Here is an 18,378-nt window from a genome sequence, read left to right as displayed (position 1 = left end):
TTTTATTTTTAGTATAATATAATTTAATATGGTTGGGGCTATAAAAAGTCTCAGCCATATTATTTGGTAATGAAAAGTTTACAAATCTTTTAAGAATAGATAGGAGGTTAATATAATGAATTTTGGTTTGACAAAGGAACAAGAATTAATAAAACAGATGGCAGCTGAATTTGTAAAAAATGAGGTAGAGCCACTTGCAAAAGAAGTTGACGCAGAAGAAAAATACCCGATAGAAACAATGAGAAAAATGGCAAAATATGAGATGCTGGGTATGCCTTATCCTGAAGAATTAGGCGGAGCCGGTGCCGATTATTTAAGTTATATACTGATAGTAGAGGAACTTGCAAAAGCATGCACAACTACTTCAACAGCGTTTTCAGCACATACATCACTATGCTGCTGGCCAATATATAACTTTGGAACAGAGGAGCAGAAGAAAAAATTCCTCCCGGATCTATTAAGCGGAAAGAAAATAGGCGCATTTGCATTAACTGAACCTAATGCAGGAACAGATTCTGCAGCACAGCAGACAACGGCAAGAAAAGAAGGAGACAGTTACATATTAAATGGCTCCAAGATATTTATAACAAATGGAGGATATGCAGACACTTTTGTAACTTTTGCAATGACAGACAGGAGCAAGGGCACAAGGGGAATATCAGCATTTGTAATTGAAAGGGGAATGCCCGGCTTCACAATAGGAAAAGTAGAAGACAAGATGGGAATCAGGGGATCTTCAACAACAGAACTTATATTTGAAGATTTAAAAGTACCGGAAGAAAACCTTTTAGGAAAAGAAGGAAAAGGTTTTAAAGTTGCGATGACAACACTTGACGGCGGCAGAATAGGAATAGCCGCACAGGCTCTTGGAATAGCAGAAGGGGCACTTGAATATGCTATAAACTATATGAAGGAAAGAAAACAATTCGGGAGACCTATAGCAGCATTCCAGGGACTGCAGTGGTATGTAGCTGAAATGGACACTAAAGTAGAGGCAGCAAAATATCTTGTATACAAAGCAGCATGGAGAAAGCAGGAAGGACTTCCATTTACAGTAGATGCAGCACAGGCAAAATTGTTTGCGGCAGAAACTGCAATGGCTGTAACAACTAAGGCAGTGCAGATTCTTGGTGGCTATGGATACACCAAGGATTATCCGCTCGAGAGAATGATGAGAGATGCCAAGATAACAGAAATATATGAAGGAACATCAGAAGTTCAAAAGATGGTTATCTCGGGCAATTTGTTAAAGAAATAGGAGGGTTAAACATATGAATATAGTAGTTTGCTTAAAACAGGTACCTGATACCAACGAAGTTAAGATAGATCCAAAGACCGGGACACTTATAAGAGAAGGAGTTCCATCTATAATAAACCCCGATGATAAAAATGCACTTGAAGGTGCTATTGAGTTAAAAGAAAGTCAGGGGGCAAAAGTAACAGTAATAAGCATGGGACCTCCACAGGCCGACAGGGCTTTAAGAGAGGCTCTCGCAATGGGTGCAGATGAGGCAATATTGATCTCCGACAGGGCATTTGCAGGAGCAGATACTTTAGCAACATCAAATGCACTTGCAGGTGCACTCAGAAAACTTGACTATGACATAGTATTTGCAGGCAGACAGGCTATAGATGGAGATACCGCACAGGTAGGACCTGAAATAGCAGAACACCTCGGAATTCCTCAGGTAACATATGTAGAGGATGTAAAGGTAGACGGGAACGAACTTACTGTAAAGAAATCACTTGAAGATGGATATGAGATGATAAAAGTAAAGACACCGGTTCTTTTGACTGCAATAAAAGAATTGAATGAACCGAGATATATGTATATGTCAAAGATATTTGATGCTTACAAGAGGGAAGTAAAATTATGGACGGCAGATGATATTGATGTAGATAAATCCCTTCTTGGACTGAAAGGTTCACCTACAAAGGTTAAGAAATCCTGGCCAAAAGCAGCAAAAGGAAAGGGAGAAATTGTAGATAAACCATTCAAAGAAGCAGCTGCATATGGAGTTGCAAAACTTAAAGAAAAACATTTCATCTAAATTTATAGGAGGGATTTAAACATGAGTATAGCAGATTATAAAGGTGTATGGGTATTTGCTGAACAAAGGGACGGCAAGCTTCAGAAAGTAGCCCTTGAATTAGCAGGAAAAGGAAGGGAACTGGCAGATAAATTAGGAGAGGAAGTGACTGCCATTCTTCTTGGAAGCGGAGTGGAACATCTGGCAGAAGAACTGGTATCTTACGGTGCAGACAATGTTATATGTGTAGACAATCCAAACTTGAAACAGTATACGACAGACGCATATGCAAATGTTATACATGAACTTGTTAATGCAAGAAAACCGGAGATACTTTTAGTTGGTGCAACATTTATAGGAAGGGATCTCGGACCCAGGGTATCTGCAAGACTTTCAACAGGACTTACAGCAGATTGTACGGGACTTGATATAGACGGAGAAGGAAAGAACCTTCTTATGACAAGACCTGCATTTGGAGGAAACCTGATGGCAACAATAGCCTGCACGGACAACAGACCCCAGATGTCAACAGTAAGACCCGGTGTATTTGAAAAACTTGATAAGGATACATCAAGAAAAGGAAAAATAGAGAAAGTAGATATAGATGTTAAAGAAGAAGATATAAGAACAAAAATACAGGAAGTAGTAAAATCGGCTAAAAATATTGCAGATATAGGAGATGCAAAGGTTCTTGTATCGGGCGGAAGAGGACTTGGCGGACCTGAAGGCTTTGATATGCTTAAAGAACTTGCAGACGTACTGGGCGGAACAATATCAGCCTCACGTGCGGCAGTAGATAATGGCTGGATAGATAAGGCATATCAGGTAGGACAAACAGGAAAAACTGTAAGACCTGATCTATATATAGCCTGCGGAATATCCGGAGCAATACAGCATCTTGCAGGGATGCAGGACAGTGATTATATAGTTGCCATAAACAAGGATGATTCAGCTGCAATAATGCAGGCTGCAGACCTTGCTATAGTTGGTGATTACACTAAAGTAATACCTGAGATGATAGCACAGATAAAGGCTATGAATTAATTTTTAATTTATTTTGATCGTAAATATCAAAAATAGCTGTTGAAATAAAAATATATTTCAGCGGCTGTTTTTTTTTGTGGATATGAATAATTTACCACAAAATATTTTTATCATTAATCAATTTTGAATAGAGTAAAAATTATGATATAATTTTACTTAAACAGATTTCAAGTGTTTATAGGCATAATTGTATATTTTTTAACAATTTTTTTATTAGATAAGGGGGTAAATTTAATATGCAAACCATACATCAGTTTGATTTGTGCGACTTGGATAATGCTGACACTGATACTTTAAAGGCTACAATCAGGAGACTTTATGATATCATTGAATGTTCTTATGATGGGATATATATAACTGATGGAGATGCTAATACTATATTCTTAAATAGATCATATGAAAAAATAACTGGCATGAAGAAAAAGGAAATGATTGGAAAGAATATGGAATACCTCGAAAAAAATAAATTCATATCTAAATCGGGTACACTTATGGTCTTAAGATCTAAGAGGAGCATAACAATACAGCAGAGTTTTAAGACTGGAAAGAAAGTTTTAGTATCAAGCAGCCCTATTTTTGATGATGATAAGAATATAATTATGGTTGTTACAAATGTTAGAGATGTTACTGAGTTATATGAGTTAAAGGAACAGTTGGAAAAAAATAAAGAACTAACGCAAAAATACTACTCACAAGTTGCAGCGATGAGAAATCAACTTTTAAATTTTTCTGATATCATAGTAGAAGATGAAAAAATGCTTGCCACTTTAAAAGCTTCTGAAAAGGTTGCTAGAGTTGATACAACTGTACTTTTATTAGGGGAAACAGGAGTAGGAAAAGAAGTCATAGCGAAATATGTACATAAAAATAGTAAAAGAAAAGACAAAAGTTTTATAAAAATAAATTGTGGAGCTATACCCGAAAATCTTATTGAGTCAGAATTATTTGGATATGAAAAGGGTGCTTTTACAGGTGCTAATAAAGAGGGTAAAATTGGTCTATTTGAGCTGGCAGATACCGGAACGATATTTTTAGATGAGGTTGGAGAACTTCCACTTGATATGCAAGTGAAGCTGCTTAGAGTTCTTCAGGAGGGTGAGATAAAAAGAGTAGGTGGAATTAAAAATATTAAAGTTGATGTCAGGGTTATTGCTGCAACAAACAGGAACCTGGAGGATATGGTGAGGAAAAAAGCCTTTAGAGAAGATTTATACTATCGACTAAATGTGATTCCAATAACAATATTACCACTTAGAAAGAGGAGGGCAGATATAGAACCACTTGCTAAATATTTTTTGCAAATGTTTAATAAAAAGTATGATTTTAATAAGAAAATAAGTTCTGGAGCAATGGAATCTTTAAAAAGATATGAATGGCCAGGAAATGTTAGAGAATTAAAGAATATAATAGAGAGAGTTGTTATTATGAGCACTGGTAACAACATATTAAGAAGTGATCTGCCTATTAAAGAAATATGGAGTAATAATGGAGTACATCAGATAAATTCGGTTAATATGAATATTACACTAAAGCAGGCGGTTGAGAATTTAGAGAAAAATCTTATAGAAAGTGCATTTGAAGAGTGTGGAAATGTTAGATCAGCGGCAAAAAAACTTGGTATAGATGCATCTACATTAGTCAGAAAGAGAAAAAAATATAATAATAGAACTATGTTGCAAAAATAACATTTGTTGCAGTTATGCATGTTCAGTTACTGTAAGCTTATAAGTCCATAAATTTCTAACTGTCATAAAATTATATATAACTATTGTTGTGACAATGCAACAGTAATTAAGATTAAGCTAAAATTGATTAAAAACTCCTGGTATTAATTAAATATATTTATCGTAAGTAAATTTAAAGGTTAAACACCTTTAAATTTACTAGCTTTAGGACGTTAAGCAGGTTAATATATTTAATTTATCAAGGGTTAATTTTTTTAAAATTTTAACGATACTGGCATGACACTTGCTTAATATATAAGTATAAATAATATATTTTATTATGAAAGGAATGGTTTTAAATGGCTTTAATGACAGGAGAGGAATATGTAGAAAGTTTACGTAAATTAAATTTAAACGTTTACCTATTAGGAGAGAAGATAGATAATCCAGTGGACAATCCAATACTTCGTCCATCACTTAATTCTGTAAAGATGACTTATGATTTAGCTCAAATGCCTGAGTATGAGGATTTAATGACTGTAAAATCAAGTATTACAGGAGAAAAAATAAATAGATTTGTTCATTTACATCAAAGTGCGGAAGATCTAGTTAAAAAAGTTAAGATGCAGAGATTATGTGGACAAAAGACTGCAGCATGTTTTCAAAGATGTGTTGGTATGGACGCTTTTAATGCAACATTTAGTACTACGTATGAAATAGATAAGGAATACAATACAAATTATCATGAAAATTTTAAGAGATTTTTGAAGTATGTTCAAGAAAACGATTTGACTGTTGATGGAGCTATGACCGACCCAAAAGGAGACAGAGGTTTATCACCAAGTAAACAAGCTGATCCAGATCTATATTTAAGAGTTGTTGAAAGAAGACCTGACGGTATTGTTGTAAGAGGGGCAAAGGCACACCAGACAGGTATTTGTAATTCTCATGAAGTGTTAGTTATGCCAACAATTGCAATGAAACCGGAGGATAAGGATTATGCAGTTGCATTTGCAGTACCAACTGATGCAAAAGGAATAACAATGATAATTGGAAGACAATCATGCGACACTAGAAAAATGGAAAAAGATACTGATATAGATGTAGGCAACAAGGAATTTGGTGGAGTAGAAGCTCTAACTGTATTTGATGATGTATTTATACCAAATGACAGAATCTTTTTAAATGGAGAAACTGAATTTGCAGGAATGTTAGTTGAGAGATTTGCAGGCTATCATAGACAAAGTTATGGTGGATGTAAAGTCGGAGTTGGAGATGTACTTATAGGAGCTGCTGCACTTGCTGCTGATTATAATGGTGCTGCAAAAGCATCACATATAAAAGATAAATTAATAGAAATGATGCATTTAAATGAAACATTGTATGCTTGCGGAATAGCATGTTCTGCTGAGGGATATCCAACAAAAGCAGGAAATTATCAAATAGACTTATTACTAGCTAATGTCTGTAAGCAGAATGTAACAAGATTCCCGTATGAAATAGTAAGACTGGCAGAGGATATAGCTGGAGGTCTTATGGTTACTATGCCATCTGAAAAAGATTATCATAATCCTGTTGTTGGAAAATATGTTGAGAAATATTTAGTAGGAGTGGCATCTGTTCCGGTAGAAGATAGAATGAAGGTATTAAGATTACTTGAAAATCTATGCCTTGGAACTGCAGCAGTAGGGTACAGAACTGAGTCAATGCATGGTGCAGGATCACCACAGGCTCAAAGAATAATGATATCAAGACAAGGAAATTTAGGACAAAAGAAGCGTCTGGCAAAGGCCATAGCTAGAATAAAATAAAACATAGGGGTGTTTTTCACCCCACCTCCTAAAAAAATGAGGTGATGTAATAATTATGTATGAAAAAATTTCTAAGGTTATTGATGAAAAAGTAAGGCCGTATTTAAGTGGACATAACGGGGATATTGAAGTTCTGGATTTTGAAAATGGTATATTAAAAATTAAACTTCTTGGTAAATGTAGCGGGTGCTTATCTGCAAAATATACTGTTGAGGAGATTGTTGAAACTTCTTTAAAAGCTGAAATACCGGAAATCAAAAAAGTTGAATTAGTTGATTATTTGAGTGATGAGACACTTGATATGGCAAGAAAGATACTGTCAAAAAATAAATAAGTACAGGGTGAAAAGTTTGAATGTAGGGGTTAAATATTGTGGAGGATGTAATTCCAAATACGATAGAAAGCAATTTTTATATTCATTGGAAAGAGATTTTAAACGCAAATTTGAAGTTGTAGATTCTAGTAAAACTTATGATATAATTATAGTTTTATGTGGATGTACAAGTTGTTGTGCAGATCATTTAGATCTTAAATTTAACTATGAAAAAATATTAGTTACATGCAAAGATGACTATTACATGGTCAAAAGAATTTTAAATAAATATTTAATATAAAAACTAGCTTTTATATTTATCCATGTTATGAAAGGAATGATTTTATGAATTGGAAAGAGATATATAAAAGTAAGCTTGTAAGTGCAGAAGAAGCAGTATCTAAGATAAAATCAAATGACAGGGTTGTCCTTAGTCATGCAGTTGGAGAACCTTCAGTACTTATAGATGCAATGGTTAAAAATAAGGACAATTATGAAAATGTTGAGATAGTTCATATGGTAGCTATGGGAAAAGGTGAATATACAAATGAAGGAATGGAAAAACACTTTATCCATAATTCACTATTTGTAGGTGCTAGTACGAGGAAAGCTGTTAATTCTGCTAGAGCAGACTACACACCTTGTTTCTTTTATGAAGTCCCAAGGTTGTTTAAAGAGGGCTATATGCCGGTAGATGTTGCTTTGGTTCAGTTAAGCAGACCAGATGCACATGGCTTTTGCAGTTTTGGAGTATCAAATGATTACAGTAAACCTGCTGCAGATTGTGCAAAACTTATAATTGCAGAAGTAAATGAAAATATGCCAAGAACAATGGGAGATTCATTTATACATGTGTCAGATATTGACTATATAGTTGAAACATCTCATCCAATAATAGAGTTAAAGCCACCTAAAATAGGAGATGTTGAAAAATCTATTGGAAGATATTGTGCATCCCTTATCGAAGATGGATCTACTTTGCAACTTGGAATAGGTGCTATTCCGGATGCTGTATTGTTGTTTTTAAAGGATAAAAAAGATCTTGGAATCCATTCAGAAATGATATCGGATGGAGTTGTTGATCTTGTGGATGCAGGAGTAATCACAAATAAGAAGAAGACTTTGCATCCAGGGAAAATAGTTGTTACATTCCTTATGGGTACAAAGAAATTATATGATTTTGTAAATGACAATCCTATGGTGGAAGCTTATCCAGTAAGCTATGTAAATGATCCTACAGTTATAATGAAAAATTACAAGATGGTATCTATAAATTCTTGTGTACAAGTTGATTTAATGGGTCAGATATGCTCTGAAAGTATTGGCTTGAAGCAGATAAGTGGTGTAGGTGGACAAATAGACTTCATAAGGGGAGCTAGTATGGCTAAGGATGGTAAATCAATTATTGCAATACCATCAACAGCTGCTAAAGGCAAGGTGTCAAGAATAGTTCCATTACTAGATGAAGGTGCAGCAGTTACAACTTCAAGGAATGATGTAGATTATGTTATTACAGAATATGGAATTGCAAGACTTAAAGGAAAAACATTAAAACAGAGAGCATGTGAATTAATAAATATTGCCCATCCAGATTTTAGAGAAGAATTGATAAAAGAATATGAAATAAGGTTTAATTGTAAGTTTTTATAATAAAGATTACTAAAGTATTTGTTTATATAAGTAAAGGTTAATATAATAAGATTTGTCCTAACCTTTGCTTATAATAAACACTATAACTATATGATAAGTTAAATTAGTTTATTAGTTATTATAGTAATTATACAATATATACTTAAAACATAATGATAACGATTTCATAAAGAAACACGAAAAATAAATTGATTGAGGAGAGTGTTATATGAGTTTACGAAGAGAAGAAGGAAAAGAACAGCCATTTATACCTGCGGGCCCTTTTAAAATACGTATTCCGGGAATTCATTATAGATTTGAGATATCGGACTACATTCAAGGACTTTTGATGTGTGCAGTTTGTCTTGCAGCTATACCTATGCTGCAGCAGTATCTTGGAATGCCGTTTAATGTTGCATTAGCAATTGTAACACTCAATGGAGTGCTTTATTGTGCACATGTATTCTTGGGAGATCCTGTTGTACCAGGATGGGTTACACCGGCTATACCACTTTTAATGTTATATGTTAGTACTTATCCTATGGGACCGGAAAGGGTTCAAGCATTGATCGCATTTGAGATGTCACTTGGTATATTAGCTGCTTTTTTAGGAATTACTGGACTTGGGAAAAAGGTAATTTTACTTGTTCCAAATGCAATGCAGGCTGGAATAATAATGGGAGCAGGATTGGCAGCTGTAAATACTGTATTTGGAAAAGGTGGGAAATTTGAAAGTTATCCATGGACTATTACTATATGTATAGGTTTAGGATTTTATCTTCTATTTTCAAATCAATTTAAGAGTATAAGAAATAAAAATAAATTACTTCAGATGATTTCTAATTTAGGAATTTTACCTGTAATGATATTAGCTGTAATTGTAGGTCCTATTGTTGGTGAAACTGTAATTCCGGCCATTAAATGGGGCTTTTCACAACCGGCATATGGTGAACTTTGGAGTAATTGGACATTTTGGAGCATAGGATTTCCACCACTCAAGATGTTTATAAATGCAATTCCGATGGTATTTTCAGCATACATAATACTATTTGGTGAAATGATTCAGGCGCAAGCTTTACTGGAGGATGCAGGTAAGGTACGAAAGGATGAAGTAATAGATTATAATCCTAATAGAACTCACTTGATATTTGGACTGCGTAATATAATAATGTCTGTTATAGGACCAGATATAACCATGTGTGGACCTCTTTGGGCAGCAATGCAGGTTGTTGTATGCGACAGATATAAACATGGAAGAAAAGCAATGGACTCTATAAATGGGGGTGCCGGTTCTTTTAGATTTGGTACCTTGACTGGATATTTTCTATTGCCTATAGTTACTCTTGTTACTCCTATACTAAATATAGCTATGGCATTAACAATGTTAATACAGGGATATGTTTCAGTCAGGATAGGTGTCCTGAAGGCTAAAACTATAAATGATCTTGGAATTGCAGGTATTATGGCAGCTGTAATTATAGCAAAAGGGGCTGCTTGGGGACTTGCAGTAGGTATAGTACTCTGTCTTCTGATATTGCTTGGTAATAAAAAAGAATATGATGTTAATATTTTTAATAATGAGGAAAAAAGTGCTTAATTGATTTATAAAAAATTGTACTAAAGAATCTAAACATGATACTTGTCTGATAAGTTGAAGAATCATCATAATATGTGGCTATAACTACATTTTAAATAATATATGTTAATACGGCTGCCGAACTAAAAGCAGCCGCTATATTATTTTAATCTTTTATTAATTTAATGATAGTCATGTATATATTTTTTAATTTTCCTTACTGCTGTAGCCTGGCTAATTCCCAAGGCTTTACCAACTCCAACAGTTGTTTTATATTTTTTGAAGGCGTTTAATACAATATGCTTTTCATAATTATCAAGTCTTTCATGAAGGGTATTATTTTTTTCTAAGTTTAATTTGTTATTTTCACGTATATTTTTTGGCAGAGAATCTTCAGAAATAATATTGTTTTCAGATATTAGTAAAGATCTTTCAATTACATTTTCTAATTCTCTTATATTGCCGACCCAATTATATTTTACTAGATCATTTACTGCAGATTCTGAAAATTTTCTGCTTAAATGATATTTCTTATTAAACTTATCTACAAAATGTAGTATGAGGTATGATATATCTTCTTTCCTTTCTCTTAGAGGAGGAATATTAATACTAACTACATTTAATCTATAAAACAGGTCTTCTCGAAATTTCTTTTGCTTAATCAATTCTTTTAAATTTCTATTAGTGGCTGTTATTAGACGAAAGTTTATTTTTATGGATTTTGTACCTCCGATTCTGTTAAAAGTCTTATCCTGAATAACTTTGAGTAATTTAACCTGTAGATTTAACGGTAATTCTCCTATTTCGTCTAAAAAAAGTGTACCATTTTGAGCTAATTCTATTAAACCAGTTTTCCCATGTTTTTTTGCACCCGTAAATGAACCACTTTCATATCCAAAAAGTTCTGATTCAAGTAGATTTTCTGGTATAGCACCACAGTTCAATTCTATAAAAGGAGATTTACATCTTTTGCTAATATTATGAATTAATTTAGCAAGATAATTTTTTCCAACCCCAGATTCTCCAGTTATAAGAATATTAACATCAAAATCTGCTACTTTAGTGATGAGCTTAAATATTTCCTGCATTTCAGTTCCAGTTCCAATTACATTAGAAAAATTTATTTTTTTATTTTCTATATGTTTTAAATTTTTTATATATAATTTGGCGTTCTTTTCTAAAATTTTAACTTGTTCTTCAATTTTAAATAAATCAGTTATGTCATAAGAAAAACAAATAACTCTAGAAATATTTTTATTGCTATCCTTAATTGGAAGTGCCGTTACTAAAATTTTACGCCCCATTTTGTTTTTTTGCAGCATAGTAATTATTTGAGATGTTTTTAACACTTTAGATGCAGCCGAAGGATAAAATACGCCCATATTTTCTAATTCAAAAACGCTTTTACCTAGTAATTCTTTACTAGTTACATTATAGAATTTTTCAAAGAAAGGGCTAATATTCAATATAATACCATCTTTGTCTGTTGTAATAATATCTATATTATTATTTCTTATAAAATCTAATAGCATATAAGTGCTCTGATTTTTTATTATGTTTACCAATGACATACTTATATCCTGTATAATTATGATTTTAAATTCTGAACAATTGTCAAATTGTAAGCAATACAAAAAAATAAGATTTTCATTTTCCCCAATTATATAGATATTATCCATATATTCCATAAAGTTTTCTTTTGAGAAGTACTTAAGTGTATTTTCCAAACTTTTTTTAATAGAAAGATTATTCTTTAATATTTTATCTGCGCTTTCATTAGGAATTATGAGTTGTTCTGTAGTTTTATAAAGTATTGCCGGAATATTTATCGATTTCATTAAATCATCCAATTTAAATGCCCCCTCAGCAATATTTTTTAAATAAACTAATAATATTAGTCCATTCATTGGATGGTAAGCAGTAGGGTTTAATTAAATATTGTGAGATAGATTTGTTTAAATACAAACATGCAAATATGTACTATTACATATAATATATTCAACATAAAGAAATTTTTTCCTTTATTTTTTTATCTAATAAGTGTAATTAGTTACCAAAAAATTAAATACTAGGATTTGAAGTATTAAAATGATAAACTTATATTGGCAATGAATTTGCTTATTATAATATAAAATTATAAAAAGATAGGAGAGTGTTGTAACGTGAAATTGCTTGAGATAAAACCACAAATTCATAAGTTTGATACTTGCAGGGAATTTGCCGAATTTTTCAATATAGGTGAAGGGGATTTTATATTAACGAATGAGTATATATATAAACCATCTATGGGTAATCTTAATTTAAAGGCAGATGTTGTATTTCAGGAAAGGTATGGTTCGGGAGAACCATCAAATGTTATGATCAATTCGATTATGAGTGCTATGCACGGCAAGAGTTATAAAAGAATTATTGCAATAGGAGGAGGCACTGTTATAGACATATGTAAGCTTCTTTCGTTAAAGTGTACAGATGATGCTTTAGATTTATTTGAGAAAAGAGTTCCAATAGTTAAGGACAAAGAACTTATAATTGTTCCGACTACATGTGGTACCGGCTCAGAAGTTACTAATGTATCTATAGCCGAAATAAAAGAGAAACATACTAAAATGGGGCTTGCGGTAGATGAATTGTATGCAAATTACGCAGTACTAATTCCTGAACTGGTAAAGGGACTTCCATTTAAATTCTTTGTAACAAGTTCTATAGATGCATTAATTCATGCTATTGAATCATATGTATCACCTAAGGCTAATGTTTACACTGAACTATACAGTGTCAGGGCAATTGAATTAATTTTAAAAGGATATATGCAGATACTTAAAAAAGGTGAGGATTACAGAACTCAAATCATTGAAGACTTTGTTATAGGAAGTAATTATGCTGGCATAGCTTTTGGAAATGCGGGAGTAGGAGCTGTACATGCACTGTCATATCCTCTCGGAGGAAGCTATCATGTTCCGCATGGAGAAGCAAATTACCAAATGTTTATTGAAGTGTTTAAAACATATTATAAAAAGAAACCTGAAGGTAAGATTAAAAATATAAATAGAATATTAGCAAATATATTGAATTGTGATATTTCAAATGTGTATGAATCATTATCAAATATATTAGATAAATTACTTGCTAGAAAACCATTAAGAGAATATGGAATGAAAAAAGAAGAAATTCAGAGTTTTACAGATAGTGTAATATCCGGACAGCAAAGGCTATTAGTAAATAATTATGTTCCACTTTCTCGAGAAGAGATTGTATCAATATATAAAAATCTGTTTTAAAAGTTTTACTATAACATAATAAAACCTTATATATATTTTGTGTGCCCCTTTTATAGGGGCATTTTTTTATATTATGAATAAGTATTCATTTTTGAAAAATTCTATTCACGAATGAATACTTTGCTATAATACTTAATTTGATATTTAGGAGATAAGGTATGGAATCTTTTTATTATTCAAAAGTGAATTAAAATACAATGTATATAGATCTAAAACATTATAAAATCATAAATGTCTAACTTTTTATTTTTGGCATTATTTTTGCTGATTTATATATTTGAATGCATTCACAGCTTTAATGATGTTTAGGATTTCAGAGAGAAAGCAATAAGGAACTGACTAAGAGATCAATATTTATACGGATTTAGAGGTGGACAAAACATATAAGATTTAAGGGGGTTTAAAAATGAAATTAGGAAATGAGTTACCGAAAATTATAACTGGAACAGTTCCAGGACCTAAAGGTCAGGCTATTATAGATAGGAGATCAGAAGCATGTCCAGTAGCAATTAATTGTAATTATCCAGCTGTTATTGATACAGCAGAAGGTGCTATGTTTAAAGACCCTGATGGAAATATATTTCTTGATTGGGTTGGAGGAGTAGGAGTAACTAATCTTGGGTATAGCAATCCTGAAGTGCTTGAAGCTATTAGAGAACAGTCTAATAGATTCTGTCACGCAATGTTTAATATTACTACACATGAAGGATATGTAAAACTTGCAGAAAAACTGAATGAAATTGTTCCGGTAAAAGGTAATGTAAAAAATACGATGTTTATAAACAGTGGTTCAGAGGCAAATGAAAATGCTGTAAAAATTGCTAAAGCTTTTACTAAGAGACCTAACATAATTGTTTTTTCAGGTGCTTTTCATGGAAGAACAAATTATACGATGGCTATGACTGGTAAAAAGGGTTATGCAATTGGACAGGGACCTTTCCCGGACGGTGTTTACAGGGCTGATTTTCCATACTTGTATAGAAGGCCGGATGGAATGACAGAATCAGAAGCTATTGACTATTATACAGCTAAATTAGAAAACACATTTATAGAAGCAACTCCGGCTGAATATTGTGCAGCCATAGTTTTTGAACCGATTCAGGGAGAAGGAGGATTCGTACCGGCACCTATAGAGTGGGTAAAGGCGGTTAGAAAGATATGTGATGAAAAAGGAATAATGATTATAGCTGATGAGGTTCAAACAGGTTTTTCTAGATCTGGAAGAATGTTTGCTACAGAATATTGGGCAGAAGCAGGGTGCAGGCCAGATATTATTACAATGGCTAAATCAATAGCTTGTGGAATACCATTTAGTGCAGTTACAGCCAGAAAAGAAATATTTGATGGAGTTCCAGTTGGAACAATAGGCGGTACTTATGGAGGAAATCCACTCGGCTGCGCAGCTGCATTAAAGGTTATTGAAATTATGGAAAGAGAGGATTTTCCGGCAAAAGCACGTAAAATTGGATCAACAATATCTAAGAGATATAAAGAATGGGAGAATAAATATGATGTTGTTGGTGATGTAAGAGGTATTGGTTCTATGCTTGGTATAGAATTTGTAACTGATAAGAAATCAAAAACACCAAATCCAGCAATAGTAAGTGCAATAATTAAAGATGCAGCTAAAATGGGTTTGATAATTGAAAGCTGTGGAACTTATGGTAATGCTATAAGATTATTGGCTCCACTATGTATGACTGATAAACAAACTGAGGCTGGTCTTCAAATATTTGAAAAGGCTATTGTAAATAATTTGTCAGTTAAGTAGAAAATTATATACCTGAATTTACTATTAAGAGTCCACATTCCTAAAAAGAGATATTAGCTAAAATTTTGCGGGATTAAATAAATATTTTGTTTAGTGAATATGGGCTCTAATTATATATAGATATAGGAAAGTATAAATATAGTTTAAATATTCACAAAATTCGCATGATTAAGATTAAATATATTGAAAGGGGAAATATAAAATGGGTGTTGAAAATGAACATACAGAAGAACCTAAACTAAAACGTGTGTTAACATTGAATTCTTTGGTTTTTTATGGATTAGCTTTTATGATACCTCTTACAATTTTTACAACCTATGGCCTTGCGACTAAAACAACTCATGGTATGATCTCATTAACATATACGGTTGCGACTATAGCAATGGGGTTTACAGCTTTTAGCTATTCAAGAATGGTTAAGGCATATCCTGTGGCAGGAGCAGCCTATTCTTATGTTACAAAATCTATGAATCCTTATATTGGTTTCCTAACAGGATGGGCTGTTTTACTTGGATATATAGTTTTACCAATGTTAAATTATGTTGTAATAGGAATTTATCTTTCAGCTCTAATACCAGCTATTCCATCCTGGGTATTTATTGTAGTGGCAATAATGTTTGTCACATTAATAAATCATCTTGGCATTGAACTAGCATCTATTGTAAATAACACTATTGTTTGGCTTCAAATATTATTCCTGGTAGTATTCCTGGGATTTGTGTTTAAATATGTTTTAGGAGGCGGTGGAGCTGGTACATTATTTGATTTCCATGCTTATTTTAACCCGGTAGAGTTTAATAAGCCTGGAGTTGGTATATCTGCTATATTGGCAGGTGGATCAATTTTAGCACTTTCTTTTCTCGGATTTGATGCAATATCGACATTAAGTGAGGAAGCCATTAATCCTGAAAGGAATGTAGGAAGAGCTATTTTAATTTCTTGTATTTCTGCAGGTACAGGATTTGTGATTATAACTTATTTTCTGCAATTGGCATGGCCTCAGGCTTTTAATCAAATACTTAACGAAGAGTCAGCCTCTGTTGAATTAATAAGAAGAATTTACAATTCCGGGTTGCTTCAAGCATTTTTTACTATTGTTTTCAGTGCAGGACTTCTAGCATCATCACTTGCAGGTGTCACATCTGCATCCAGAGTCCTTTATGGTATGGGGAGGGATGGAATTTTACCACCTAAAATATTTGGAAGATTACATCCTAAATATAAGACTCCGACTTACAGTATTTTAATCATAGGAGCAATAAGTTTGCTTGCGATAGTTGTTCCACTTGCGATTGCTACAGGAATATTAAATTTTGGAGCATTACTTACATTTGCTATGGTAAACTTCTCGGTTATTGCACATTATTTTGTAAGGAGCAAAAAAAGGAAGGGCATGGATATTGTTAGATATTTAATTATGCCGATTATAGGGGCTGCAGTATGCCTTGCAATTTGGTCACAACTTGGATTTATACAGATGACATGCGGTATAATTTGGCTGATATTTGGATTTATCTATCTTGCACATAAAACTAAAATCTTTAGAGAATTACCACCTCAAATAGGAGTATAAGGCATGGTGTGATTATTATTTATGACTCTAGAAATGCATTTATTAAGCATTCTAGAGTTATTTTTAGATATGTTTATATATTTGACAAGTATTTGATTTTAACAGTATAATTTAGGTAAATAAAATTTAAAACCAATTTTGAATAAATAGAAAAATAGTAATACAATTTAATTAAATAGGTGATGGTTATACTAGAGTAATTATGTGCTTTTTACTTATCACCTATAATTGTAGTTTTTTTAACAATTTTATAGATTATTACTTTTGGTTTTATATGTCAATTATATAATTTATGGAAGGATGATAAATGATATGAATTGGGAAGAATTGTGCAAAGATAAAATTGTAAGTGTAAAGGAAGCTGTTTCTAAAATAAAATCTGGTGATAGGGTTGTACTAGCTCCGGGTGCTGGAGAAGCAGTAGAACTTATGAAGGCTTTAGTAGAAAATAAGGAAAATTATAAGGATGTGGAAATAGACCATATGCTTCCTATTGGAAAATGTGAATATGCACAGCCTGGAATGGAGAAGTATTTTAAATATAATTCACTGTTTGTTGGCGGCGGTTCAAGAGATGCAGTGAATTCTGGAAGAGCAGATTATACACCGTGTTTTTTTTATGAAATACCTAGAATGTTTAAAGAGGGTTATCTGCCAGTCGATGTAGCTCTTGTGCAACTTAGTGTTCCGGATGAACATGGATTCTGCAGCCTTGGAGTTTCAAATACTTACATCAAAGGAGCACTTGAATGTGCTAAGATTGTAATTGCAGAAATAAATGAAAATACACCTAGAGTACTTGGAGATTGTTCTATACATGTATCGGATATAGATTATATGGTGAAAACATCATATCCAATACCAGAGATGAAAAAACCTAATATAGGAGAAATTGAGAAAGCTATAGGAAAGTATTGTGCATCATTAGTTGAAGATGGGTCAACGCTTCAACTCGGAATAGGCGCTATTCCCGATGCTGTTTTATTATTCTTAAAAGATAAAAAGGATTTGGGAATACATTCGGAACTTATATCCGATGGGGTAGTTGAACTTGCAAAAGCAGGTGTAATTACAAATAAAAGAAAGACAATTCATAAAGGTAAATCAGTTGTAGCATTCTTTATGGGAACTAAAAAGTTATACGATTACATAGATGATAATCCTATGGTTGAGTCATATCCAGTAGATTATGTAAACGATCCTAGAGTTATAATGCAAAATTATAAAATGGTATCTATAAATTCATGTGTAGAAATAGATTTAATGGGACAAGTTTGTGCAGAAAGTATAGGAAGAAAGCAAATAAGCGGTGTTGGTGGACAAATTGATTTCATAAGAGGTACTAGTATGGCAAAAGATGGTAAATCAATTATTGCTATGCCGTCTACTGCAGCTAAAGGAAAGGTTTCTAGAATAGTACCACTTTTACAAACTGGTACCCCTGTAACAACATCTAGAAATGATATAAATTATGTTGTAACCGAATACGGTATTGCACAGCTCAAAGGAAAAACTTTAAAACAAAGGGCTGAAGCTTTGATAAATATAGCTCATCCCAAGTTTAGAGAAGAACTAATTGCAGCATATGAAGAAACTTTCAAATGCAGTTATAAAAAATAAAATTTAGAAATCTGTATAATAAAGAGTGCTTGATAAATTGTAATTTATTAAGCACTCTTTATTTATTAA

The 18,378-nt window shown here is 32.7% G+C and carries 14 protein-coding genes; 13 read left to right on the top strand and 1 reads right to left on the bottom strand.

All coding sequences use genetic code 11. From position 1 onward, the window contains the following. The first annotated feature begins 115 nt into the window (after positions 1-115). The 9 genes from D4Z93_RS11510 (at position 116) to D4Z93_RS11470 (ending at position 10,088) form a co-directional block, all read left to right on the top strand. Positions 116-1,258: an acyl-CoA dehydrogenase gene (locus D4Z93_RS11510; RefSeq protein WP_119973675.1), complete on the top strand. Its 1,143-nt coding sequence runs from the start codon at positions 116-118 to the stop codon at positions 1,256-1,258. Between the two features lie 13 nt (positions 1,259-1,271). Further along, positions 1,272-2,051, top strand: coding sequence for an electron transfer flavoprotein subunit beta/FixA family protein (locus D4Z93_RS11505; RefSeq protein WP_119970188.1), 780 nt, complete (start codon positions 1,272-1,274; stop codon positions 2,049-2,051). Between the two features lie 21 nt (positions 2,052-2,072). Continuing rightward, entirely contained in the window at positions 2,073-3,074 is a 1,002-nt protein-coding gene (locus tag D4Z93_RS11500) for an electron transfer flavoprotein subunit alpha/FixB family protein (protein WP_119973673.1), read from the top strand. 236 nt (positions 3,075-3,310) lie between these two features. Continuing rightward, complete coding sequence (locus D4Z93_RS11495) at positions 3,311-4,759, top strand: sigma-54 interaction domain-containing protein (protein WP_119973671.1); 1,449 nt, start codon at positions 3,311-3,313, stop codon at positions 4,757-4,759. Positions 4,760-5,097: 338 nt separating this feature from the next. Then, positions 5,098-6,549 carry a 4-hydroxyphenylacetate 3-hydroxylase family protein gene (locus D4Z93_RS11490; RefSeq protein WP_119973669.1) on the top strand — a complete coding sequence of 484 codons (1,452 nt, stop codon included), beginning with the start codon at positions 5,098-5,100 and terminating at the stop codon, positions 6,547-6,549. 55 nt (positions 6,550-6,604) lie between these two features. Beyond that, complete coding sequence (locus D4Z93_RS11485; RefSeq protein ID WP_119973667.1) at positions 6,605-6,883, top strand: NifU family protein; 279 nt, start codon at positions 6,605-6,607, stop codon at positions 6,881-6,883. A gap of 16 nt (positions 6,884-6,899) precedes the next feature. Next, positions 6,900-7,163, top strand: coding sequence for a hypothetical protein (locus D4Z93_RS11480; protein ID WP_119973665.1), 264 nt, complete (start codon positions 6,900-6,902; stop codon positions 7,161-7,163). Between the two features lie 44 nt (positions 7,164-7,207). Further along, on the top strand, positions 7,208-8,512 hold the full coding sequence (locus D4Z93_RS11475; RefSeq protein WP_119973663.1) for an acetyl-CoA hydrolase/transferase family protein: 1,305 nt from the start codon (positions 7,208-7,210) through the stop codon (positions 8,510-8,512). A 208-nt stretch (positions 8,513-8,720) separates the two neighbouring features. Further along, complete coding sequence (locus tag D4Z93_RS11470; RefSeq protein WP_119973662.1) at positions 8,721-10,088, top strand: hypothetical protein; 1,368 nt, start codon at positions 8,721-8,723, stop codon at positions 10,086-10,088. Positions 10,089-10,249: 161 nt separating this feature from the next. Here D4Z93_RS11470 and D4Z93_RS11465 read toward each other — a convergent pair whose 3' ends face one another. Next, positions 10,250-11,917 (bottom strand): sigma-54 interaction domain-containing protein, encoded by a 1,668-nt coding sequence (locus D4Z93_RS11465; RefSeq protein WP_162920301.1) that lies wholly within the window; start codon positions 11,915-11,917, stop codon positions 10,250-10,252. A 312-nt stretch (positions 11,918-12,229) separates the two neighbouring features. Here D4Z93_RS11465 and D4Z93_RS11460 point away from each other — a divergent pair, with 312 nt between their 5' ends. The 4 genes from D4Z93_RS11460 (at position 12,230) to D4Z93_RS11445 (ending at position 18,309) form a co-directional block, all read left to right on the top strand. After that, on the top strand, positions 12,230-13,345 hold the full coding sequence (locus D4Z93_RS11460) for a 4-hydroxybutyrate dehydrogenase (RefSeq protein ID WP_119973659.1): 1,116 nt from the start codon (positions 12,230-12,232) through the stop codon (positions 13,343-13,345). Positions 13,346-13,751: 406 nt separating this feature from the next. Further along, entirely contained in the window at positions 13,752-15,116 is a 1,365-nt protein-coding gene (locus D4Z93_RS11455; protein WP_119973657.1) for an aspartate aminotransferase family protein, read from the top strand. Between the two features lie 202 nt (positions 15,117-15,318). Next, the gene (locus D4Z93_RS11450; protein WP_119973655.1) at positions 15,319-16,689 is read left to right on the top strand and encodes an APC family permease; all 1,371 of its coding nucleotides are present in this window, start codon (positions 15,319-15,321) and stop codon (positions 16,687-16,689) included. Between the two features lie 312 nt (positions 16,690-17,001). Then, positions 17,002-18,309 (top strand): acetyl-CoA hydrolase/transferase family protein, encoded by a 1,308-nt coding sequence (locus D4Z93_RS11445; RefSeq protein WP_119973653.1) that lies wholly within the window; start codon positions 17,002-17,004, stop codon positions 18,307-18,309. The last annotated feature ends 69 nt before the right edge of the window (positions 18,310-18,378 follow it).

Origin of the sequence: Clostridium fermenticellae, assembly GCF_003600355.1 — a bacterium.
GTDB classification, from domain to species: Bacteria; Bacillota; Clostridia; order Clostridiales; family Clostridiaceae; genus Clostridium_AV; species Clostridium_AV fermenticellae.
This window is presented reverse-complemented; position numbering and strand designations above follow the sequence as displayed.